At 49.4% G+C, this 24,284-nt stretch carries 21 protein-coding genes; 1 reads left to right on the top strand and 20 read right to left on the bottom strand.

The genetic code is table 11. The features are described from left to right. Positions 1–180 precede the first annotated feature (180 nt). The 5 genes from DWZ40_RS17495 to metG form a co-directional block, all read right to left on the bottom strand. Positions 181–1,530 (bottom strand): DUF6128 domain-containing protein, encoded by a 1,350-nt coding sequence (locus DWZ40_RS17495; RefSeq protein WP_118544141.1) that lies wholly within the window; start codon positions 1,528–1,530, stop codon positions 181–183. Positions 1,531–1,725: 195 nt separating this feature from the next. Further along, on the bottom strand, positions 1,726–2,598 hold the full coding sequence (gene rsmA, locus DWZ40_RS17490; RefSeq protein ID WP_118544140.1) for a 16S rRNA (adenine(1518)-N(6)/adenine(1519)-N(6))-dimethyltransferase RsmA: 873 nt from the start codon (positions 2,596–2,598) through the stop codon (positions 1,726–1,728). A gap of 14 nt (positions 2,599–2,612) precedes the next feature. Beyond that, on the bottom strand, positions 2,613–3,383 hold the full coding sequence (locus DWZ40_RS17485) for a TatD family hydrolase (RefSeq protein WP_118544139.1): 771 nt from the start codon (positions 3,381–3,383) through the stop codon (positions 2,613–2,615). 15 nt (positions 3,384–3,398) lie between these two features. Continuing rightward, the gene (locus DWZ40_RS17480) at positions 3,399–4,160 is read right to left on the bottom strand and encodes a TraX family protein (RefSeq protein WP_118544138.1); all 762 of its coding nucleotides are present in this window, start codon (positions 4,158–4,160) and stop codon (positions 3,399–3,401) included. Between the two features lie 67 nt (positions 4,161–4,227). After that, complete coding sequence (gene metG / locus DWZ40_RS17475) at positions 4,228–6,219, bottom strand: methionine--tRNA ligase (RefSeq protein WP_118544137.1); 1,992 nt, start codon at positions 6,217–6,219, stop codon at positions 4,228–4,230. Positions 6,220–6,492: 273 nt separating this feature from the next. Here metG and DWZ40_RS17470 point away from each other — a divergent pair, with 273 nt between their 5' ends. Continuing rightward, positions 6,493–8,337 carry a DUF885 domain-containing protein gene (locus DWZ40_RS17470; protein ID WP_118544136.1) on the top strand — a complete coding sequence of 615 codons (1,845 nt, stop codon included), beginning with the start codon at positions 6,493–6,495 and terminating at the stop codon, positions 8,335–8,337. Positions 8,338–8,474: 137 nt separating this feature from the next. Here DWZ40_RS17470 and araA read toward each other — a convergent pair whose 3' ends face one another. From araA to accB, 15 genes are all read right to left on the bottom strand, one after another. Then, positions 8,475–9,914 carry an L-arabinose isomerase gene (gene araA / locus DWZ40_RS17465; protein ID WP_118544135.1) on the bottom strand — a complete coding sequence of 480 codons (1,440 nt, stop codon included), beginning with the start codon at positions 9,912–9,914 and terminating at the stop codon, positions 8,475–8,477. A gap of 31 nt (positions 9,915–9,945) precedes the next feature. Beyond that, positions 9,946–11,061, bottom strand: coding sequence for a GntR family transcriptional regulator (locus DWZ40_RS17460; RefSeq protein ID WP_118544134.1), 1,116 nt, complete (start codon positions 11,059–11,061; stop codon positions 9,946–9,948). 98 nt (positions 11,062–11,159) lie between these two features. Then, on the bottom strand, positions 11,160–12,131 hold the full coding sequence (locus tag DWZ40_RS17455; protein WP_118544133.1) for an ABC transporter permease: 972 nt from the start codon (positions 12,129–12,131) through the stop codon (positions 11,160–11,162). Positions 12,132–12,141: 10 nt separating this feature from the next. Next, on the bottom strand, positions 12,142–13,641 hold the full coding sequence (locus tag DWZ40_RS17450; protein ID WP_118544132.1) for a sugar ABC transporter ATP-binding protein: 1,500 nt from the start codon (positions 13,639–13,641) through the stop codon (positions 12,142–12,144). 19 nt (positions 13,642–13,660) lie between these two features. Beyond that, positions 13,661–14,632, bottom strand: a complete 972-nt coding sequence (locus DWZ40_RS17445; RefSeq protein WP_118544131.1) for an ABC transporter permease — start codon at positions 14,630–14,632, stop codon at positions 13,661–13,663. 101 nt (positions 14,633–14,733) lie between these two features. Continuing rightward, on the bottom strand, positions 14,734–15,954 hold the full coding sequence (locus DWZ40_RS17440) for a sugar ABC transporter substrate-binding protein (protein ID WP_118544130.1): 1,221 nt from the start codon (positions 15,952–15,954) through the stop codon (positions 14,734–14,736). A 430-nt stretch (positions 15,955–16,384) separates the two neighbouring features. After that, positions 16,385–16,954, bottom strand: a complete 570-nt coding sequence (locus tag DWZ40_RS17435) for a hypothetical protein (protein WP_118544129.1) — start codon at positions 16,952–16,954, stop codon at positions 16,385–16,387. A gap of 24 nt (positions 16,955–16,978) precedes the next feature. Further along, the gene (locus DWZ40_RS17430; RefSeq protein ID WP_243035382.1) at positions 16,979–17,419 is read right to left on the bottom strand and encodes a MarR family transcriptional regulator; all 441 of its coding nucleotides are present in this window, start codon (positions 17,417–17,419) and stop codon (positions 16,979–16,981) included. A 187-nt stretch (positions 17,420–17,606) separates the two neighbouring features. Then, on the bottom strand, positions 17,607–18,122 hold the full coding sequence (locus DWZ40_RS17425) for a spore maturation protein (RefSeq protein ID WP_118544128.1): 516 nt from the start codon (positions 18,120–18,122) through the stop codon (positions 17,607–17,609). Then, positions 18,119–18,811, bottom strand: coding sequence for a nucleoside recognition domain-containing protein (locus DWZ40_RS17420; protein ID WP_347560122.1), 693 nt, complete (start codon positions 18,809–18,811; stop codon positions 18,119–18,121). The genes DWZ40_RS17425 and DWZ40_RS17420 overlap by 4 nt, the downstream gene beginning before the upstream one ends. Positions 18,812–18,944: 133 nt before the next feature. Further along, entirely contained in the window at positions 18,945–20,057 is a 1,113-nt protein-coding gene (locus DWZ40_RS17415; RefSeq protein ID WP_118544127.1) for a nitronate monooxygenase family protein, read from the bottom strand. Positions 20,058–20,130: 73 nt separating this feature from the next. Further along, positions 20,131–21,852: an acetyl-CoA carboxylase carboxyltransferase subunit alpha gene (locus DWZ40_RS17410; protein ID WP_118544126.1), complete on the bottom strand. Its 1,722-nt coding sequence runs from the start codon at positions 21,850–21,852 to the stop codon at positions 20,131–20,133. A gap of 74 nt (positions 21,853–21,926) precedes the next feature. Then, entirely contained in the window at positions 21,927–23,282 is a 1,356-nt protein-coding gene (locus DWZ40_RS17405; protein ID WP_118544125.1) for an acetyl-CoA carboxylase biotin carboxylase subunit, read from the bottom strand. Between the two features lie 46 nt (positions 23,283–23,328). Next, positions 23,329–23,757: a 3-hydroxyacyl-ACP dehydratase FabZ gene (gene fabZ / locus DWZ40_RS17400; protein WP_118544124.1), complete on the bottom strand. Its 429-nt coding sequence runs from the start codon at positions 23,755–23,757 to the stop codon at positions 23,329–23,331. Positions 23,758–23,767: 10 nt separating this feature from the next. Then, positions 23,768–24,277 (bottom strand): acetyl-CoA carboxylase biotin carboxyl carrier protein, encoded by a 510-nt coding sequence (gene accB / locus DWZ40_RS17395; protein WP_118544123.1) that lies wholly within the window; start codon positions 24,275–24,277, stop codon positions 23,768–23,770. Positions 24,278–24,284: the final 7 nt, after the last annotated feature.

Here is a 24,284-nt window from a genome sequence, read left to right as displayed (position 1 = left end):
TTCTACTCTCTTTTCTTCTGCCACAATAAATTCCTTCCCGGTTCTGTATGTTTCATTTACAGATCCAGTTGTTTTCTAGCCGTTACCATTCAGCATGCGCAAACAACGCTCCTGTACACGCGCACGTGTCCAGTACCAAACAGTAACCCATATCAACAGTATAACGGATATCAGCAGTCTTCACAACCGGATATCCGTATACCAGTAGCCAAATCTTCCGTCCCCCTGAGGCTGTTTCCTTGCCAGGACAAAATGCGGGAAGCCGAACATGGAAGCCATGTATTTTTCGTTACTGAAATAATGTCCTGGCACTCCCAGAAGATAGCGGGGTGCCTTCTGCGGATCCTGCAGCTTCGCCAGGATCAGGTGCCGGTAATTATAATATCCGTGAAGCAGGAAACTGTTGTTTCCATACACCCAGATTTCCCGGGGCAAAAGCCCGATATCCTGGGGTTTGATGGAGAGGATTTCGCAGTCATTGTCATAGTCAAAAGCCAGAACTTTTGTGTAGTGACCACTCATTTTTTTCCAGATATTCGTATCTGCAAGTTCTTCATTTTCTTCCCGGTCAAGCTCTGCCAGACGTGCGGTGTCTTCCGGGCCTTGATGCACATCCTGATCGTCCGGCTGCTTCTCTGTCTGTTCTTCCGGCAGATTTATTTGCTGCACCTCTGCCATACCTTCTTCCGGTATTCGTTTTCGATGCTTTTCCATCCTGGAATCTGGCGCAAAATCCTCCAAATGTTTTTCCACCACAGGCTCTGTCAGCATACTCTCTAGACGTTTTTCAGCCACCGATTCCGGTTGCTTGCTCTCCAGACAATTTTCCACTGTAGATTCTGCCTGCATGTTCTCCACACAGGCTTCTTTCACAGATTCTGCCTGTACACTTTCCCGCTTACTTCCCCCAATATTCTGACACGACTGTTCGTTTTTTCCCCCATCCACTGCTACATTTTCTTCCCACGGCGCAGTCGCTTCCAGCTTTTCTTCCTCTGCCTCCAGTTCACGCTCGATTTCTGCTGATATAGGAAGGCTTTGCTGTGCCTGCTGATCCTGCTGTTCTTCCTGTTGTTTTTGTTCCTGCTGTTTTCGTTCCTGCTGCATCCTCTCTTCCTGCTGCCTGCGGATATGCTCTGCCGTTACCTCTGCCAGCTGGATCTCTGCGGTCTGCGCTACTGCATCTTCCCAAATCGTAGTATAGCTCTGCCAGGCATTTTCCATATCATGGATCGTGAGACCGTAACAGTCTTCTATGCGAATGCCGGTTCCATCCACATCTTCGGACTGCACCTGGGTGCGAAACTCTCCCGCACCGCTGCGGATAAAGATCCGTCCCAGCAGAACTTCCCCGCCGGTATGAAGCAGATATACACCGATATCGCTGCTGCCTACATAAACCTTCTTGACATTCACCTGGATCCGGCACTGTGGACCACGCATATCGATCTTGGCAAACCCTATATTTTTCCCTTTTTCTCCACCCTCGTATGCATATATGTACGAAATCAGTCTCCGATAATCAGACATAGCTCTCATCCCTCCGCTATTATGTATATGCGGAAGATATGAGAGCTATGTCCAAAATATTTATTTAGTAACTGTTCAGTACCTTCACAGTCACAAGCAAAAATCCCATTGCCTGCGGCAATGGGATTTTTGCCTGCCAGCCTATGTTTTCTTACGGTCAGCGCAGTAAATACGCAGACCTACTGAACAGTTACTTTATTTACAATGTTCCGTAAAATAATTCGCTAACTGCGCAAACTGTTTTAAATCCAGTGCCTCACCACGGATCGTTGCCGGAACTCCCAGGCTTTCGATCGCCGCTATGATCTGTTCCTTAGTAAAGGAAATGTCCGGTGCATTATTCAGACCATTCTGCAACGTTTTTCTGCGCTGATTGAAAGATGCGCGGATCAGACGGAACATCAGCTTCGGATCGGTTACCTGAACCGGCATCTCCTTATGGCGGGTCAGACGGATGACTGCAGATCCCACGTTCGGACGCGGGATGAAGCAGTTCGGCGGTACATTCGCCACAATATATGGCTCCGCGTAATACTGCACGGCCAGGGACAGTGCGCCATAGTCCTTGGAGCCCGGTCCTACCTGCATGCGGTCTGCAACCTCTTTCTGCACCATAACGGTAATGTTATCAATCGGCACATTGCTTTCAAACAAGCCCATAATGATCGGTGTGGTAATATAATACGGCAGATTTGCCACAACCTTGATCGGACGGCCGCCATTGTACTCCTCTGCCAGTTTTTTTATGTCAACTTTCAGGATGTCTTCGTTGATGATGGTAATGTTATCGTAATCAGCCAGCGTCTCTTTTAAAATCGGGATCAGGTTGTTGTCGATTTCTACTGCAACGACCTTCCCGGCTGCCTCTGCCAGGTACTGCGTCATGGTTCCAATACCAGGTCCGATTTCCAGCACCATATCCTCTTTTGTGACGCCTGCTGCCCCTATGATCTTATCCAGCACATGGGGATCGATCAGGAAGTTCTGGCCAAACTTTTTCTGAAAGGCAAACTGATATTTCTGGATTACTTCGATGGTATTCTTCGGATTACCAAGCTTTTCTCTCATGCTTCTTCCCTCCTTTATTTTTCCATCCGGTACATCTGCTTTGCATTCCGGTTTGTGATCTCAATGATCTGCTCTGCCGGTACCTGTTTGATCCGGCTGATTTCCTCTACCACATAAGGAAGGTTCAGCGAGGAATTCCGTTTTCCACGGTTTGGCACCGGGGAGAGATACGGGCAGTCGGTCTCCAGTACGATCCGCTCCAGAGGCATATACGCGACCACTTCTTTTAACTTTTTCGCGTTATTGAACGTCAGCACACCGCCGATTCCCAGATAAAAGCCCATATTCAGATATTCCTTCGCCATTTCCAGGCTGTAAGAAAAGCAGTGGATCACTCCACCAATTTCTCCGGCGTTTTCTGCCTTCATGATATCAAGCGTGTCTTTTGCAGCATCACGGCTGTGGATGATGACCGGAAGCTGACGGTCCCTTGCCAGTCCAAGCTGACGCACAAACCAGGTTTTCTGCAGTTCCGGCTCTGGCTCGTCCCAGTGATAATCCAGACCGATTTCTCCGATCGCCACCACTTTCTCTTCCTCCGACACATGACGCAGCCAGTCAAACAGGTGATCATTCAGCTCTGCTGTCTCACTTGGATGCACGCCGACAGCCCCATAGACAAATGGATATTTTTTCATCAGCTCCAATGTATTTTTCGTGGTCTGGATGCTGGCGCCTACATTTACCACGGCCTCAATGCCGTGCTCTGACAGACTTTTTAAAACAGCATCGCGGTCCTCGTGAAATGCCTCATCATCGTAATGGGCATGGGTATCAAAAATCATAATGTTCTCCTTTAACTAACCAAACAGCAATCTGGATAACCCGTACAAAAGCAGCAAATGCACCGGATACACCAGATAGAAAAACCATTTCCCCCGGAATCCCCCGCGTGTCCCGTTATAGCAGCGGATCAGGCAGAACGCAGCTGCCAGTCCGGGCAGATAGACCGGTTTTGACTCGGCTGCCGCCAGAAAAAGCAATCCCAACAGGCATGCCGTCCCCGGCTGCGGACGAAGCCAGAAGAACAGCGCGATCAGCATAATTCCTACAGCATCGTAATCGCACTTCAAAAACCAGGCAAGAAGTGCCGTTGCCGCGATCACGCCCATCTGCCGGTAAGGTGCCATGCCCGCTTCGGTATTTTTTCCGATCCAGTCTATGACCGTTAACATCAAAATTCCAAGGAACAGGGTGATAAACACATTCTGCGCCCGCATATCCCAGGGTTTTCCAAATAACAGCAGGTCATACGGGACCTCGGAGAGAAGGGCAAAGATTCCAAGGCGCATTGCATAGCGCCTGCGGTTTGCCGTATGGCAGAAGCCTTCCACGAGAAGAAATACATAAATCGGAAATGCCATACGCCCCACCGAGCGCAAAATCCAGAAAACCTGGTTCCACAGATCTGCCGCGGCATCCGCTCCTGTCTCACGCAGCGCCGGGATCAGCCCGTAAGCCAGCAGGCGGATTGCTGCATGATCGCATAACATACTGACAACGGCAATCAGCTTTAACTGATTGCCGTTTAATCCATGTCTCAAAATTTGTTTTTCAGACATCTGTCTTTGTTCCTCATTCTTTGCGGCTGTCCCGCAGCCGGCATGCTTTTACTTCCGGGTTATCACCTTAGCAGATCTCAGCGCCGGACGGCATCTTCTTCTCCGGAACCATTAAGGACAGGTTTCCGTCTGCATCTTCTGCGCAGAGAAGCATACCCTCAGACAGTACACCAGCCAGCTTTGCAGGCTTTAAGTTTACAACTACCATAACCTTCTTGCCTACCATCTCTTCCGGTGAATAATGTGCCTTGATTCCACTGACGATCTGTTTTACCTGGCTGCCGATCTTAACCTGGGAGCAGAGAAGCTTCTTGGACTTCTTCACAGCCTCGCAGGCAATGATCTCGCCAACCTGGAACTGGAGCTTTGCAAAGTCATCGTACTCGATTTCAGCCTTCGGCTCGATGTCGATGACCGGCTCCTCTTCCTTTGCTTCCTCTGCGGCCGGTGCTGCAGCCTTCTCAGCAGCGCGCATTGCTTCTACTTTTTCCATCACTTCTTTGATATCCATTCTTGCGAACAGAATCTCCGGAGCGTCGGTTACATGCTCGCCGGACGGATACAGACCGAACTGATCCATCTCGGAAAGGGCACGCTTCTGTGCATGGAGCTGTGCCAGGATCTTCTTAGAGGTATCCGGCATGAAGGACTCCAGTAAGGATGCGCCGATGGTGATTGCCTCTACCAGATTGTAGAGCACAGTTGCCAGACGGTCTTTATGAGCCTCATCCTTTGCCAGAGACCACGGCATGGTCTCATCAATATATTTATTGCAGCGGCGGAAGATGTTGAAGATCTCGGTGATGGCATCTGCCACACGCAGCTCATTCATCTTGCCCTCTGCTTTCTTTACGGATTCCAGAACGACGTTCTTTAAGTCCTCATCCACTGCATCGGCAGCGCCACCATTTCTTACCTCACCGCCAAAGTATTTATTGGACATGGAAATGGTACGGTTTACCAGATTTCCAAGGATGTTTGCCAGATCAGAGTTCATGCGCTCTACCATCAGCTCCCAGGAGATCACGCCATCGTTCTCGAACGGCATCTCGTGCAGAACAAAGTAACGAACTGCATCGACACCGAAGAAATCTACCAGAGTGTCTGCATAAAGGACGTTGCCCTTGGATTTACTCATCTTGCCGTCACCCTGTAACAGCCACGGATGGCCAAATACCTGCTTCGGCAGCGGAAGATCCAGTGCCATCAGGAAGATCGGCCAGTAAATGGTATGGAAACGGATGATATCCTTACCGATCAGATGAAGGTCTGCCGGCCAGTATTTCTTAAACAGCTCTCCGTGGTTTCCGTCGCAGTCGTAGCCAAGACCGGTGATGTAGTTGGTCAGGGCATCCAGCCATACATAGGTAACGTGCTTCGGATCGAAGGTAACCGGAATTCCCCAGGTAAAGGAGGTTCTGGATACGCACAGATCCTGCAGTCCCGGAAGCAGGAAGTTATTCATCATCTCATTCTTTCTGGATACCGGCTGGATGAGCTCCGGATGCTCGTTGATATACGCGATCAGGCGGTCTGCGTATTTGCTCATTCTGAAGAAGTATGCTTCTTCCTTTGCCGGCTGCACTTCACGTCCGCAGTCCGGGCACTTGCCGTCTACTAACTGGGATTCGGTGAAGAAGGACTCACACGGAGTGCAGTAAAGGCCCTCGTAGTAGCCTTTGTAAATATCTCCCTGGTCGTACAGCTTCTTAAAGATCTTCTGGACCTGAGCCTCATGGTCTGCATCGGTGGTACGGATAAATTTGTCGTAGGAGGTATTCATCAGATCCCAGATGGTTTTGATCTGGCCTGCCACATCATCGACAAATTCCTTCGGGGTTACGCCTGCTGCCTCTGCCTTTAACTCAATCTTCTGACCGTGCTCGTCGGTACCGGTCTGGAAGCGGACATCATAGCCCTGCTCTCTCTTAAAACGCGCGATGCTGTCTGCTAATACGATCTCGTAGGTGTTGCCGATATGCGGCTTACCGGATGTATAAGCGATCGCGGTGGTGATATAATACGGTTTCTTGCAATTACAATTTTCATTCTGACACATGAGCCATGTTCCTCCTAAACTTTCGCTGCCGGACCTGCCTGTCAAATGTGACGCCTGTGCATTACTGTCTGTGAAACCTGGGAACCGTAATGCGTACAGTCTATATATCCGGCGCTGCAACTGCGCAAGCCTGTAGTTTGTTGCGCCAATTAAGTCAATGATATCATAAAGTCCGTGAAAACTCAATATTCTGCATTCTATGGTTCTGTTGTATTTCCGGCTCGTATAGGATATAATTAGGAACACTTAAGACTAACTTTGGAGGATTGCTTCATGCATAACGATCATAAAAAAAGGCGCGCTCTGGTGTCATTACTGACCGGAGTGCTCTGCGTCATGCTGCTTTGTTCCTGCTCTCCCATCTCCCGTACGCCGCAGCCCACCACAGCTGCCCCCTATGAGGAAGAAACGGATCCCGGTTATGAACAGCTGACCGAAAGCAACTTAAAAGAACAGCAGCGTTTTGCGGATCTGGAAGAAACACTGTTTCAGGACGAGGTCTCAGCCTCCCGTCTGGATCTTCATTTTCTACTGAAAAACCCGGAAAGCCGCGGCATCACCAAAACGGATGCACTGATCTCTCCCGTTTCCATGGATGCATTTTTGCAGACCCGGAAAGACCAGGAAGATCTTCGCAATGAGCTCGCATCTTTTCAGCCTGCACTTCTGAACGAAGATCAGAAGCTTACGCTCCGCATCCTGGAAAGCCTGATGAAAACAGAGAAAAAAGGAGAAGGACTGGAGCTTTACAGCCAGCCGTTAGCGCCCACCATCGGAACCCAGGCCCAGCTTCCGATGCTGCTCTGTGAATATCTCTTTTATACCCGCCAGGATGTGGAGGACTATCTGAATATTTTAGAATATCTGGACACATTTTACGGACAGATTCTCTCTTTTGAGCAGGAAAAAGCCAATGCCGGCCTGATGATGAGCGATACTTCTCTGGATCATGTCATCGATTCCTGCAAAAGCTACCTGCTTGTCCCGGGAAACAACTTTATGATCGATTCCTTTAAGGAACGGTTAGCGGCTCTTCCCGATCTGACAGACGATGAAAAAAAGGAGCTTTGCTCCCGCAATGAAAAGGCCCTGGAGGAACATTTTGTCCCGGCTTACAAGCTTCTGATCGATGGCCTGGAAACCTTAAAAGGCACCGGAACAAATGAAAAGGGAATGTGCGGATACCCGAACGGAAAGGCATACTATGAATATCTTGTCTACACGGCAACCGGCACCTCCTACCATTCGATCGATGAACTGATGACGGCCACCGAACAGGAAATTTCCAACAATCTGCAGACCACCTCAAAGCTGCTTTCCGAACACCCGGAGCTGGAATCCATGCTCTCTGACTATCACTACCGCCAGACGGAGCCAACTGCCATTATGGAAGAGTTAAAGGAACAGACCTTAAAAGACTTCCCGCAGCTTCCGGAATGCAGCTACACTCTAAAGGATGTTCCAAAGGCCTTAGAGCTTTCCTTAAGTCCTGCCTTTTACTTAACCTCACCATTGGATGACAGCTCTGAAAATGTGATCTACATCAACCGGAATCCCGTCTACGATAACCAGCCGCTCTACAATACCATAGCCCATGAGGGTTATCCGGGCCACCTGTATCAGACCGTATGGTTTCACACCCACTGCGGCTCTGACCTGCGCAAGATCTTAAGCTTTTCCGGCTACACGGAAGGCTGGGCCGCTTACGTGGAAGCACTGTCCTACCGGCTGGATAACGGTCTGGACCCGCTGCTTGGCGAACTGCTGGAAGCGAACTCCAAAGCGACCCTCGGTATCCATGCGTATCTGGACCTGGCCGTGAATTACCTTGGCTGGGAGCGGGAAGATGTCCGCAAATACCTCTCCTCCTATTTCAGTGACTCGGACTCCATCACCGATTCCATGTTTGAGGCCATGGTGGATAATCCTGCCAACTATCTTTCTTACTTCATCGGCTCCCTGGAGATCCGCAACATGAGGGAAAACGCTAAGCTGCAGCTTGGCGAAAAGTTCTCTGCCAAAGCCTTTCACACCTTCCTTCTGGATATGGGAAATGCACCGTTCGATGTGATCCAGGCCTACTTTACTACCTGGCTCATGAACCAGAAAATGGGGTAGTAATTTCCACACAGCCTCGCAGAACCTTTTCGTTTCACAGAGCACAAGTTCCCATGAACACCAAAACAGCCGCCCACGGATTTCTCCGTGAGGCGGCTGTCTGTTTTTATGCCATTATGATCACATTCCCAAATAATTTATTTCATGAAAAACTTCTGCAGGTCTGCCTCGGTGGTATCGTCACCAATGGTGATGAGCTCTGTGCCGGTCAGACGGGCGAACATCGCGATATCGTCTCTGGTCAGTGCGGTAGATACTACAGAATGATGTGCACCACCTGCGTAGCACCATGCTGCGGTACCGATCTGGAAGTTCGGTTTATGACGGTACATGATTCTTGCTACCGGAAGGTTCGGCATCGGCTTCGGCTGTTTTACCAGCTCGATGTCTGCGCAGATCAGGCGGAAGCGGTCACCCATATCAACCAGGGTTACCTGGATACCATCACCAGTCACGCCGTCGAAGATCAGTCTTGCCGGATCTTCTTTACCGCCAATGCCAAGCGGCAGTACATCGATCTCCGGTTTGGTAGCTGCAAATGCCGGCGGAACCTCCAGCATATGGGAAGCCAGCTCTAACTCCTGACCCGGAGTCAGATCGTAGGTATAGTCCTCGATAAAGCCGGTTGCGCCCTCTTTGCCCTCAGACATCTTCATCAGAACCGCGGATAAAGCAGAGATCTTATAGTCGCCCTCCGGACCAAAGCCGATTCCCTTTGCCATTAAGTTCTGTGCTGCGATACCCGGAAGCTGTTTTAATCCGTGCAGATCCTGGAAGGTGTCTGCAAATGCGCCGATACCGTTGGCAGCCAGGAATTTCTCCAGACCAACCTCATATTTTGCCTGCTCGCGGACAGAATCGATCCGCTCAGTCTTCATGGTGTACTTATCGGTGTACTCTTTCATCTTTGCATCGATCTCATCTTCGGTCACTGCATTGATGATGTCTACGAGGTCACCCAGTGCAAAGTAGTTGCACTCCCAGCCGTATTTGATCTGGCTCTCTACACGGTCGCCATCGGTTACTGCTACTTCACGCATGTTGTTGCCGAAGGAAGCAACCTTTAAGGATTTGGAATAAGCGATTGCCTTTGCAACGGATGCGAACTGGCGGATCTTTGCAACTACATCGTCATGTTTATAGTAGCCTGCAACAACCTCGTGCGGGATTCCCATTCTTGCTACGATGAAGCCGTACTCACGGTCACCATGTGCAGACTGGTTTAAGTTCATGAAGTCCATATCGATCGCATCGTACGGAAGCTTCTCGTTTGCCTGGGTATGCAGATGTAAAAGCGGTTTTCTCAGTTCCTGAAGGCCCTTGATCCACATCTTAGCCGGGGAGAAAGTATGCATCCAGGTGATCACGCCGACACAGTCATCATCGCAAGATGCCTGACGCATGGTCTTGATGCAGCTCTCGGAGTTAATGATGGTCGGAACCAGCTCTACCTCTACGATATCTTTTAATTTGTCATTTAAAAACTCTGCCATCTGGCGGCTGTCCTCAGCCACCTGTTTTAAGCACTCGTCTCCGTAAAGGTCCTGGGAGCCTACTGCAAAGTATAACTTTTTCATTTCAATCTACCTCCTTGATAAATATGAATGTTCATCTTATATCACGTACCGAGTTTCCGTTGTTGAATGTCACCGGAAACTGGTGTGCGTAATTCTTTTTCTGCCAATCCGGATCCCCCATCATGCGAAGAAGATTTCTGGCTGTGATTTTCCCAAGATTGTATTTGGGATGGATCACCGATAAAATTTTCAGTTCCGCATCCTGCTCCGGTCCCGCATCATCAAACGATACCAGAGAAATATCTTCCGGAACCCTCAGTCCGCGTTCCTTTAAAAAATCCATATAGAAGCCAGCCACTTCATCGTTATAGAGGATCATGGCCGTGCAGTCTTTTGTCCTGCGGTACATCCGCAGTAAACTCTTCCTGCTTAACTTTTCTTCCATATCCTTGGTGGAATACCAACGGATACAATCATCGTCAAAATTAATTCCATAGTCGGACAGGCATTCAATAAAACCGCGATATCGCTCAATCCCCTGCATGTCATCATACTTGAAAATTCCGCCGATACGCCGGTGACCTTTCTGGATGAGAAACCGGGTCAGTTCATACCCGGCTTTTGCATCTGACATTTCCACGCTGTCAAACTGCTCGTTCTGGTAATGGTTGTGAATGAACAGGGTCGGAATATTCCGCTTCCGGATTTCCTTGTAAAGACGCAGGTTCGGATTTGGAAATGTAGAACGGGTGCCCTCAATGATCAGTCCCGCCACATTCCGGTTTAAGAAACCTTTTAAATACATTTCCTCATCGTTCAGACGATTTCTGGTTACCGCTACATCGATCTCGAATCCTTTTTCCTGGAGTACCGACTCAATTCCTGCATACACCTGTGGAAACAGATAGTCCGAAAGATAGCTTAAGATCAGCCCCACATGGGGACGTGCCCCGTCTGCGTCTTGGTTCTGATAAGATACATAGGTACCGCTTCCCTTTATCCGTACGATCAGACCATCCCTTTCCAGACGGTCCAAAGCATTGCGGACCGTCTGTCTGGAATATCCGAATTTTTTCTGAAGGATATGTTCGGACGGGAATTTGTCCTGGTTTTTGATCACCCCGCTGGTGATCAGGGTACGACCCCAGTTGTAAAGCTTCTGGTATTTCAGATTTTCCTGATTCTGACTTCCAGCTGTTCTGGGCATATCATCAAACCTCCGATACTTCTCCTGATACCGGCATTCCCGCCGCATAAATTTTCGCTGTGCTTACTTCGTTCTGCAGGCAGCTGCTCCCCAGCCGGTTATTTAATAACCTGCAGGGACTGACGGTCTGCAAATACTGCTACGAATACCAGGAAGACTACACCCTGGATCAGCTGCATGAGCTGTGTAGTGAAGCCCATCATGGTCAGTCCGCTGTTTAATACGATGTAAAGCAGAGAACCTACGATGATGTTCTCAAAGCGTACCTTTGCGCCGCCGGAGATTGGCATACCGCCAAGTACCAGTGCGATCAGGATCTGGGTCTCTAACTGGTTACCGCCGGAAGAAGTAACAGAACCAACTTTGATAACGTTGATAAACGCTGCAAAACCGGTAATTGCGCCAGCTAAAACGTAGATCCAGAACTTCATGCGGTCGGTGCGGATACCAGAGAACATTGCGGCCTTCTCACCTGCACCGATAGCTTTTAAGTAAGTGCCGAACTTCGTGAAGCGGAACAGTACAAATCCAATAGCCAGAATCAGTACGGTACATGCAATCTTTAATCCGGTGCTGTCAAAGTTGATCAGCTTTGCAGAACCTGCGACCGGCGCGTTGGTGGTCAGATACTTGATAAATCCGCGGAACAGGAACATGGTACAGATCGTAACAATAAAGGATTTGATCTTGCGGTATACATAGAAGTAACCGTTGATTGCCCCGATCACTGCGCCTGCCACGATACCACCCACAATTGCAAGCGGAATGCTGGTCTTGGAAATCATACATACTACGATGGATGCAATACCCAGGATAGAGCCCTGAGAGAAATCCAGACCACCCATGGTCATGATAAAGAATACACCGGTTGCTGCGATCATAGTCACATATACCTGTGACAGTACCAGCGGCAGGTTCTTCATCATTCGGAAATTCGTGAGTACATTAAACAGTAAGAAAATGATAATCAGTCCCGCGATCGGAAGCAGGGCACGGATCATCGACATTTTTGATATTTTTTTGAGCTGCTGCTCCTTCTGGTCTGTATTTGTCTTAACTTGATTCTCCATTGCTGCCTCCTTATACCATCATCGTAATCAGGCTGTTCTCATCGAGGGCCTCATTACGCTCCAGCTCTCCGCTGGTCCTGCCATCCTTCATGATCATGATGCGGTCGCACATACCAATGAGCTCCATTAACTCCTCAGAAATCATGATGATGGACTTGCCATTCTTTCTCATCTGGTTCATTAACTGGTAGATATCCTGTTTTACCTTGATATCGATGCCTCGGGTCGGACTGTCTAATACAACGATATCAGAGTCTTTACCGATCCATCTTGCCAGAACAACCTTCTGTTTATTACCGCCGGAAAGGTCGGATACAAACTGGTCTACGTTGACCATCTTAACGGACATCTGCTTTGCATATTTGTTTGCAAACTCTTTTAACTTCTTATCGCTTAACAGATGGCTCTTACCGGCCAGGCTGTCTAAGGACGGAAGGCAGATATTATCACCAATACTCTGGTTTAACACAACAGACTCATTATCACGGTCTTTGGACGTATAAGCAATGCTGTGTTTAATGGCAGTCGGAATATCATTGATCTGGGTTCCATCTGCCAGTTCTACGATACCGGTACGGTCATAGGAAGCGCCGAAAATAGCTTTTCCGATTTCATGCATACCAGACTCGGACAGACCGCCAAAGCCAAGGATCTCACCCTTGTGCAGGTCAAAGCTTACATCGTGGATCAGGCCAGGAACAGATACATTCTTTACAGAAAGAACCACCTCATCAGAAACCTTCTCTCCGTAATCGGAACGATAATAGTCACCGGTTACCTCACGGCCAACCATGAGACGCTTTAAGTCATCCTCTGTTACGTCTTTGCTCTTTACAGTGTCAATGTAAACACCGTCACGCATGATCGTGATGGTATCAGACTTGTCCAGAATCTCCGGAAGGTCATGGGAAATGAAGATGATAGAGTTTCCGCTCTCGCGGATCCGGTTCATGTGCTTGTACAGCTCTTCACGTCCCTCCTGAGAAAGAGCGGTGGTGGTCTCATCGATGACTACGATCTTCGGATCAAAGTAGGTTGCCTTTACGATTTCAATCAGCTTACGGTCCTCAAAGTTATACTCATCAATAATGTCTGCTGCCTTGATACGCTCAAAGCCATATTTCTTTAAGAGCTCCGTTGCCTTCTTGTTCATGGCATTGGTGTTCTTGATTCCCATATGTACGAACTGGTCCTCATGACCCAGAAAGATATTCTCTGCCACAGTCAGGCCAGATAGGGTACCAAGCTCCTGCACGATAATGGAGACACCCTCGTTATTTGCCTCAACCTGGTTTTTCGGATGGATCTCTTTTCCATCCAGTACGAAGGTACCGCTTCCGATGCTGTAGATACCGGTCAACATGTTGGTCAGGGTTGATTTACCGGAACCATTCTCACCGATCAACGCATGTACCTCGCCTTTGTTTACGTTAAATGAAACATTCTGAACCGCCTTCGTGATACCGAAGGACTTGCAAAGATTTTTTACCTCTAACCTTACTTCGCTCATTGCATTTCCTCCCTATGATCTACTTGACGATCTCGCCTTTTGTTACTTTGGTGGTTACCGTAATGATGATCAGCAGCGCAAGGCCGGTGATAACATCCTGGATTGCGGTCGGCGCACCCATGGCAATGAATCCGAAGAAGATGATGTTGATGACAAACTCACCGATCACAATTGCCTGTAACGGCATACCGTATTTCTTAAATGCAAGCCCAAAGAAGCAGCCCATGGTCGGAACGAAGTTACGGCTCATGGAGGCCATTCCGGTTACTGCTACCATGGAAGAACCATAGCTGATGGTCAGGACTGCCATGACGCCAAGGAAGGCGCCACTTAAGATGAATGCCAGAACCTTGTATTTATCTACATTGATACCCATGTTCTTGGCTACAAACTCGTTGCTGCCGATCGCGTAGGTGTATGTACCGATCTTGGTGTAATTTAAAAAGATGTACGCAAGCACGCATGCTAACACTGCCAGGATAATGTTGCCCGGCATCTGGCCAAAGGCACGCAGGTTAGACGGAAGCGTCTGCTCCACACCGCCTGCGATATAGTTCGCAACAGACTCATAAATCAGCGCAAGACCCGTGGTTACGATCATAGACGGAATGTGAAGCTTAACATAGAAAACGCCGTTCAACAGACCAACGATGGAACCGGTCACGATACTTCCGATGATGAGTCCGGCATAGCCCATTCCGAATCTTGATGCGAACACGCAGCCAACGATTGCGGAAAGCATGATGTTTGCACCAATAGAGAAATCAAACATTCCCATAACCATAACGAAATAGAAGCCAACTGCACCGACTGTGGCAATCAGGCTGGCCTGGAAATAGCTCAGCATGTTAGCCGGTGAACCAAAGTTGCTAGGTGTCAGGATCTTAAAGATCAGCCAGGAAATCACTACCAGACCAAACAGGATCAGATAGCCCTTCGCAGTTCCCGAAAGTTTTTTCTTTCCGGGTGTGTCAACAACAGGAGTACCCATATTTTTTACCTCGTTCTTATTTCATACTAAGACATGACGGCCGGCATCGCCGCGCGATACCGGCCGTCTCAAGCTACTCAGCCCAAATCATCTTTTGTAAATTATTTACCAGCTCTTGCTGCTGCGTCTTCGATGGAGATCTTAGCTGCTGCCTCTTTCAGGCCCTCAAGATCCAGCTCAGACATCTCAACCAGTTCCTCATCGGTGTAAGGAAGCTGATCTACGAAGTACTGCTCGTAAGCTTTGTAGTCATCTGCGGAAGATACATACAGGTACGGGAACGGAACATCCTCAAACTTGCCTTCGAATCCGCTGTAGTTGCCCTTGATTGCATTGTAAACCATCATGAAAGCGATAAGCGGGTCGCAGTAATGTCCGCCGGACTGACCAGCCATGGAACCATTCTCAAGTCTCTCGCCAAGGTCCGGGAGGAAGTCGGTAGAAACGATATCGATATCCTGAACTTTGCCTGCACGCTCAACAGCTGCGATAGCACCCTGAAGCGGGTCACCGCCGCCGCCTGCCGGGATGAGTGCATCAAGAGTCGGATCTGCAGACATTAAAGCTTCTGCTGCCTTGGAACCACCCTCGGAAGAAGTACCTGCGTACTGCGGCTCAGAAAGCTTAGCCTGATCATCCGGATGCTCGGAATTCCATTTCTCAACGCCTGCTTTATAACCTTCCCATCTGCCTAACCAGGTAGCATCACCCTGCTCCCAGCCGATCAGACCGATGTTTCTGTCGCCCTTGTCCAAAAGGATCTGAACCAGTTTTTCGCCGTTCTCCGGCTCGTTCTCATGAACTGCACCGATGTAGTACGGAGACTGGGTAGCCATATCGTAGATATCTGCGCTGTTGTCCTTGCTGATTACACGGAAGAACTGTGCCAGATATACTTTGTTGTCGTTTGCGGTCTTGATCGCAGAAGTCATCTCGGTATCGGAAGAGTTACAGATGATGATACCCTGGCATCCTGCTGCTGCAAGCTGCTCAACAGAAGCGGTAACCTTCTCAGATACATGTCCCTGGTCAACATACTGAACCTGTACCCCCAGAGCCTTTGCGGCTTCATCCAGGATCAGTTTACACTGGGAACCAAGAACGTCGGTAGAAGACCAGATGGAAACACCGATCTTGATGTCCTTGTTGTCAATACCGGAAGCTGCTGCTGTGGTTTCGGCACCGCCCTCTGCCTTGGACTCGCCTGCCGGAGCTGCCGTAGTCGCACTGGATGATGCAGCACCGCCGCCGCATGCAGTCAGGCTGGCCAGCATTGCTGCTGCTGTCACGGTTGCCGTTGCTTTTTTGAAGACTTTCTTCATTTTGATTCCTCCCAACATGTTATAGTTTTTGATTGTTTTCAACAACTCTCATGGCTTTATTATATGTTTTCCTGTCAAAATGCGCAATAGAATACAAGATATTTTTTATCAGAAGTTGTACTTTTTCTTATGAAACTTTATCTAAAAATTAGCATTTTCAGTGACATTTTTTATCAACAATGTGCATTTCTTATCATTTTCTCTGGTGATTCGCGCTTATTTTTTGTATGTTTATGTCAAAACATGTGCTATTTTCTTAACGTTCTCACTTTTTTCAAAATACAACTTTGCTCATTTTAAAAAGCTGTATTATTTTCATAGATCGGGCACAATCAGCAGACGCGCCATTGGCACTTCCCCGGTATGCAATACAAAAAAAGATCCTGTACCCGCATAAATTGTCAGGTACAGGATCTTTCCATATCTTTTTTTATTTTCCCGCATCTACATAAGTTAAACCATCTGCCAGAGTCTCACCACTTACCACGACCGTAAGAATTTCTACATTCATGTTTTCGCAGAACGTATTTGCAACTGCCTGCAGTCGTTTTTCCCGGTTATCGGTTGGGAACTGGCTCAGTTCCAGGGTGCCTTTCGCTGCAATCGAAGTATCCGCAGTTACACCCGGTCCTGCTTCCTGACTTTCCGCGCTGCCTTCCGCCTTAAAGCTGACCGCCTCTGTTCCCTCATCCAGCACACCGTACTGAACCAGAAGATCTGTCAGGCTCTGCTCTTCCAGATCTTCTACAGAGTCCATATTGCTCTGGATCTTGCTGCCGTCTTCGCTCAGACTGTAAACAGACACCATGGTAAGATCCGGTGCATCCTGGTCGACCGGTCTGCCGGTTACCACACCCGGACCTGCATCAGCGGTGGTCTCTACCACTTCTGCTTCCGGTTCTTTTACCTCACCGGTCTTATTTTTCTCGGTGGTCGGTGTACATGCTGCTAATGATAAGATCATCATGGCTCCCAGTAAGCCCATGACTAATTTCTTCATGATAATAAAGCCTCCTTGTGTATGTTATCCTTTTGCCTTACGGAACCACAGATTCAGCTTGGCAAGGGCACTGACCAGACTCTCAGTCTCGTCAGCAGTCAGATTCTGCAGGATTGCATCGATCATGTCATGGTGAAACTTCTCGTGATACTGATACGCATTCCGTCCTTTATCAGACAACGAAATATAGACTACACGCCGGTCTTCCTTTCCTCGTTCCCGGGTCACGTAGCCTTTCTTAACCAGACTGTTCATGGCTATGGTCAGGGTTCCCACTGTCACGGAAAGCGTCTTCGCTATCGTAGACATATTCTTCGGTTCCCCAATACCGATTGCCTGAATCACATGCATATCGTTATTTGTAATATCCTGGAATTCTTCCGTGATAATGGCCTTCTCCTCTAAGTCCATAACATCACGGAACAGATTCACCAGGGCATCGTTTAATGTCGCGTAAGTATCCACTTTTCTCCCTCACTGCACACGAAGCCTGTCGCTCCGTCCTTGATTATACATGATTTACCCTCTTTCGACAACCGCGTTTTTCTTACGAGTTTGTGAAAGAATTGTGTACTGGTTACTGTCCAGTGGCAGAGTTCCCCTGAACGGAAAATCCCGCATGATACAATTCTGGCGGCAGATTTCTTCTGCATTATGCTCCCGTAATCCAGATACTTGCAGCAATACCTGCTGCTGTCGCAATCAAGGCCCCGGGCACGGTATAACGGGTCCGCCGCACCTTTACACTGCCAAAGTAAATACTCAGGCAGTAAAACACCGTTTCCGTGCTGCTCATCAGTACCGATGCTGCCATTCCGATCCGGCTGTCCGGTCCGTACTGCCGAAACAGATCCAGCAACAGTCCGGTAGCTGCAGAATTGGAAACCAGACGCACCAGGGTAATCGGAACCAGCTCCCGTGGAATCTGGAGCATACCTGCAGCTCCGGCACAAACTCCCGTTACTGCATTCAAAAGCCCGGAAGCACGCACCACACCAACTGCGCTCATGAGACCGATCAGTGTCGGCAGAATCTCTGCCACGGTTTCCATACCGCTTTTTGCGCCGTCCAGAAAATCATCGAATACCGGGCGATGCGAGATCAGCCCAAAGGCTACAACATAGCTGATCACAAACGGAAGCAGGATCTTAGAAATCCACAGGATCATGGACGTGTCACCTCCCTGACAGTTCCGACACCAGGAACATCTTTTTCAGGATTACGGCTTTCCATCATGTTCTTTCCACGCCTGCTCCTGTTTCGGGTTCTCAAATCCATGATCTTGCAGAAAGCTATCGCAGTCAATGTAGAAACCGTCGTTGCTACAAGCGCAGGACCCAGCACTGCTTCCGGCTGTTTCGATCCATACTGGCTCCGGTACGCGATCAGTGTGACCGGGATCAACTGCAGCGACGAAATATTTAAGATCAGGAATGTACACATGGAAGCGGTCGCAGTCCGTGCCTCATCCCGGATATCCCGTTCCAGCTCCTGCATCGCCTTTAGCCCGGCCGGTGTCGCAGCCATGCCGAGTCCCAGCATATTGGCTATGATGTTCACCGCAATAGGTTCCCTGGCCGGATGATCCCGCTCAAGTTCTGGAAACAGAAAATCCAGCAGCGGTGTCATGCGCTCTGCCAGCCATCCAACAAGTCCGGAACGGCTTCCGATTTCCATAATGCCACACCAGAACGACAGGATTCCAAGCATAGTAATACCCAGACTCACGGATTCTTTTGCAGAGTCCAGAAGAGCCTGGGTCACTTCATCCCATGTTCCATTGATTGCGCCCCACAGCATTCCGGCTAAGAGCATACCGCCCCAGAGATAATTCAGCAAAGCCGTTTCACTTCCCATATGCTCATGACACTGCTGTTTCCTTTTTTGCTGCCTTGATATTGCCTGGCAATTGCTCTTTTGGAAAACGCAGCACCGTTTGCTCTAAATCTATGGAACTTCAATCTCATTTATGTCATACATGGAGCATTTTTTACACTGCACCAACCAGATCCTGCACTACAGCTTCGACCGTCTCGATCTTATCCGCACGGTATGCGTTGCTGCCACAGAATAAAAGAGCATCATTTAATGCCCCCTCTGCCGCATTAGACAGCGCTTTGGTGATGCAGTATGGGATGTTGGCCGGATCACAGTGCTCCAGGCACTGGTAGCAATGCGTAATCTTTGCCTTTTCGCCGCGCTCTTTCATGGCAGTGATCTTTTCCAGGAACGGATTGACGATCGCGCGGCCCGGCATACCGACCGGACTCTGGGTGATCACGATATCCTCTGCCTTCGCATCGATATAAGCCTGCTTGTAGCTTTCCGGTGCATCGCACTCTTTGGTCGTAACAAAGCGCGTTGCCACCTGAACCGCATCTGCGCCAAGCTCCATGGCATGTTCTACGTCCTCGCGGGTGTAGATGCCTCCGGCAATGGCTACCGGAATATGCTGCTGATACTTTTCCTCAAACTGCTTTACCACCTTCATGATACCGCGGATTTCCTCATCATACAGTTCCTGATGGTAAGTATGCGGTACATCGTTCGTATCTGCACCATAGCGGCTTAAATCTTCTCTGGAAAATCCCAGATGTCCACCTGCCAACGGTCCCTCGATCACCAGAAGATCTGGAATGCGTTTATACTTGCGGTCCCACATCTTGCAGATGACCAGTGCGGATTTTGCGGTGGAAACGATCGGCGCGATTTTCGTCTTTGCCCCTTCCACAAGCTCCGGCAAAGAAACCGGAAGTCCGGCGCCGGAAATAATGATGTCTGCACCTGCCTTTACCGCTTCTTTCACATACTGGGCATAATTGCGGGTTGCCACCATAATATTAAATCCAATAATACCTTTCGGCGCGATCTCCCGCGCTTTTTTTAGTTCCTCGCCAATGGCACGCAGGTTTGCTTCCATCGGTGCCTTCAAAAACTCCGGATCCTTAAAGCCGATCTGCGCCGTAGAGATAATGCCGATCCCTCCGGCTTTTGCCACTGCGCCAGCCAGGGAATGCAGACTGATACCAACTCCCATACCTCCCTGGATGATCGGATATTTTGCTGTAAGATCACCGATTTTTAATGCTTTCATGTTATTCATGCACTTCTCCTTGGGTCTGCCCGGACCAAACCAACGTGAAATCCTCTCACACGATTCTGTCCCTTGCAGCCGTTTACATATTCCGGAATCTCTGGTAACGGGATTCGCGGATTTCCTCTTTGCTCTTACCATTGTAACGCTCAAAAAATGCAGTCATGCCCTGTCTCATATTTTCTGCAAGCTGCGGCATGGTCTCAATGGAAGCCGGTTCCTTCTCCGGGATCACATGCTCGATCAGGCCGCGCTCGTAAAGATCAGCTGCCGTGATCTTCATAACCCTTGCCGCATCCGGAGCTTTCTTACTGTCCTTCCAAAGAATGGACGCAAAACCCTCCGGGGAAAGAATGGAATAAATCGCATTCTCCAGCATCCAGACCTCGTTGGCTACCGCCATTGCCAGTGCGCCGCCGCTTCCGCCTTCACCGATCACAATAGAAAGGACCGGAACCGTCAGTGCTGCCATCTCAAACAGGTTGCGGGCAATCGCTTCGCCCTGTCCGCGCTCCTCTGCCTCAATCCCGCAGAATGCGCCCGGAGTATCCACAAAACAGATGACAGGTCTGCCAAAGGTTTCCGCCTGCTTCATCAGGCGCAGTGCCTTCCGGTAACCATCCGGGGACGGCATACCAAAATTCCGGTGGATGTTTTCTTTGGTAGTACGTCCTTTCTGCTGTCCGATAACCGTTACCGGCATGCCGCAAAAAGTCGCGATTCCGCCAATGATGGCTCCGTCATCTCCAAAATACCGGTCTCCGTGAAATTCCATAAAATCATCAAACAGCGCATGAATATAGTCCAGTGCGACCGGACGTGCCGCGCTTCTGGAAAGCTGCACGGTATCCCAGGCATTTTTTCCACTTTGTTTCTGCTTTTCCAGATAGTTTTCCACAGACTCGGCTTCCTGCACCTGTCCCTCCTGTGGATGAATGGTCATCCCGGTCTTTTTGTGCATCCGCAGAATGTCTGCCAGCACATCACGCTGGTTTTCACGGTCCACGATCTTATCGACAAAACCGTGCTCCAGCAAAAACTCTGCTCTCTGGAAGCCCTCCGGCAGCTTCTGGCCGATGGTCTGCTGGATGACGCGCGGGCCTGCAAATCCGATCAGCGCATTCGGCTCCGCCAGAATAATATCGCCCAGCATTGCAAAACTTGCTGTCACACCTCCAGTCGTCGGGTCTGTCAGTACGCTGACAAAAAGCTGGCCTGCTTCATGGTGTTTTTCCAGCGCTGCGGAGGTTTTCGCCATCTGCATCAGGGACACAATGCCTTCCTGCATTCTTGCTCCGCCGGAGCAGGCAAAGATAATGACCGGAAGCTTTTCCTTTGTTGCGCGCTCCACCATGCGGGTGATCTTCTCGCCGACTACATGTCCCATACTGCTCATGATAAACCGCGCATCACAGACACCTATGGCAGTCTCAAAACCCTTAATGGTTCCCTTACCAGTTACGATGGCTTCCTGCAGGCCAGTCTTCTCCTGGGCCGCCGCTACCTTCTTCTCATATCCCGGGAAATCCAATGGATTGGAAAACTCCATTTCCTTATTCCACTCCTCAAAACTTCCCTCATCAAGCAGCATCTCAATCCGGCGGTACGCATGCACACGGAAGTATCCGCCGCATTTCGGGCAAACGTACAGATTATTGCGAACATCCTCCACATAGATCGGCTGGCCGCACTTGTTACACTTTTTCCAGAGTCCCTCCGGGATGTTTGGCTCTTCCTCGCTTTTTCCCTTACGGTGGTGCGTATCGATCATGGTATATGTCTTTTTAAACATATTTCTAAGCATAAATGATTCTCCTTAATAGGCGTTGGGACTGGCGCAAAAGTGTCATATACCACTTCACGACAGCCCCATAAACATTATTTGCAGTATTCCGGGAACTGGTCCGGGATGAAGCCCGTATCGATCTTATGTCCATCCTGGTAAACCGGATTGCTTAAGATCTCAAACTGGAAATCCAGGTTGGTATCAATTCCCTCGATGATCAGCTCGCCCAGGGCGCTTCTCATCTTCGCAATGGCCTCGGCACGGTCTTTTCCATGCACGATCAGCTTCATCAGCATAGAATCGTAGTTGGCCGGAACCTTATAATCGTTGTAAATGTGCGTGTCCACACGAACTCCGTTTCCTCCCGGAATGTGGATGTTTGTGATCTTGCCCGGACACGGCATAAAATTCTTCGCCGGATTCTCCGCGTTGATACGGCACTCGATCGCATGTCCCTGGATATGGATATCGTCCTGCGTCACGCTTAACGGTTCTCCTGCTGCCACACGGATCTGCTCCTTGATCAGATCCAGACCGCTGACCAGCTCTGTCACCGGATGCTCAACCTGAATCCGGGTGTTCATCTCCATAAAGTAGAAGTTTTTATTTTTATCCAGCAGAAACTCAATGGTTCCTGCATTCTCATAGCCAACGGCTTTTGCTGCCCTGACTGCCGTCTCTCCCATCTTTTTGCGCAGCTCCTCCGAGATCGCGATGGAAGGGGACTCCTCCAGAACCTTCTGGTGGCGGCGCTGGATGGAACAGTCACGCTCGCCTAAATGCACCACATTGCCGTACTTATCTGCCATAATCTGGAATTCAATATGACGTGGATTTTCCACAAAACGCTCCAGATACATCGTGTCATCGGAGAAGCCCTTCACAGACTCCATCTGGGCATTCTGGAAGTTCGCCTCGAAATCTTCCTCACTCAAGGACACACGCATGCCTTTCCCGCCGCCGCCGGAGGATGCCTTGATCATGACTGGAAAACCGATCTCTTTTGCCATTTTAAGTGCTTCCTCCACGGTATAGACCGGCTCTTTGCTTCCCGGGACAACCGGGACACCAGCCTCAACCATGGTCTTTCTTGCCGCAGATTTGTTTCCCATCTTGTTAATGATCTCTGCAGACGGTCCGATGAACGCAATATTGCATTTCTGGCATAATTCTGCAAACCGCGCATTCTCGGAAAGGAAACCAAAGCCCGGATGGATGGCCTCTGCTTTCATCGCTACCGTCGCTGCCAGAATGCGTTCCATATTCAAATAACTCTGACTGGATGCCGCCGGTCCGATGCAGATGGCCTCATCTGCCAGAAGTGTATGCAGACTGTCGCGGTCTGCTTCCGAGTATACTGCCACGGTCTTGATTCCCATCTCGCGGCAGGCCCGGATGATTCTCACCGCAATCTCGCCGCGGTTAGCGATTAAGATTTTATCAAACATTCCCGTACCTCTACTCTGTTTCTGTCACTGTCTGCCTTAAATATCCTTACTGGATCGCAAAGGTCAGCTCTGCGGATACTGCTACCTTGCCCTCTGCATTGGTTGCAACGGCCTTGCCGACTCCGATCGGCCCTTTGCGCTTGATGATCTCACACTCCAGCTTTAACCTGTCGCCCGGCAGCACCATCTGCTTAAACTTCGCATTGTTGATCGCACCGAAGAATGCGGTCTTGCCCTTATTCTCCGGAAGACTTAAGATCGCTACGGCACCAACCTGTGCCAGAGCCTCGATCATCAGCACGCCCGGCATAACCGGCTGTCCCGGAAAATGGCCATTAAACTGCGGCTCGTTAAAGGTAACGGATTTATATCCAACCGCACGTACGCCCGGCTCCAGCTCATCGATAAAATCAATCAGTAAAAATGGATGTCTATGCGGAATGATCTCCTGAATTTCTTTGATTCCCAGTCTCATAATGTTCCTCCTACCGGATGCGGAACAGCGGCTGTCCGTACTCAACAACATCCTCGTTGTTTACCAGAACTGCCTCTACCACACCGTCATATTCGCTCTCGATCTCGTTCATCAGCTTCATAGCCTCAATGATGCCAAGCACCTGTCCCTTCTTTACGGTATCCCCCTCTTTGACAAATGCCTCTGCCTCCGGGGAAGCAGAAGAATAGAAGGTTCCTACCAGCGGAGAAGTTACAACCTTATCAGAACCAATGTCTAAAGTGCTTTCTTTCTTCTCCTCAGCAGGCTTCTCCGCTGCCTCAGGAGCGGCTGCAGGAGCCGCCGGAAGCGGCATCGGCATTGCACCCATCATCGGGGCTGCCGGCTGTGAGATCACAACCGGGGCAACCGGAGCCTGTGCCACGTTTTTCTTCTTCTTTTTCTTGAGGACCAGCTTCTGGTCACCCTCTTCATATACAAAACTGGTCAGGCCGTTATCGGAAACAGCCTGGATCAGTGTTACGATCTCATCAATCGTCATGGTCTAC

The sequence above is a fragment of the Clostridium sp. AF32-12BH genome (assembly GCF_003477935.1).
Classification (GTDB): domain Bacteria; phylum Bacillota; class Clostridia; order Lachnospirales; family Lachnospiraceae; genus Brotaphodocola.
Note: the sequence above shows the minus strand (reverse complement) of the source record. Positions and strands in the feature narration are given on the sequence as shown.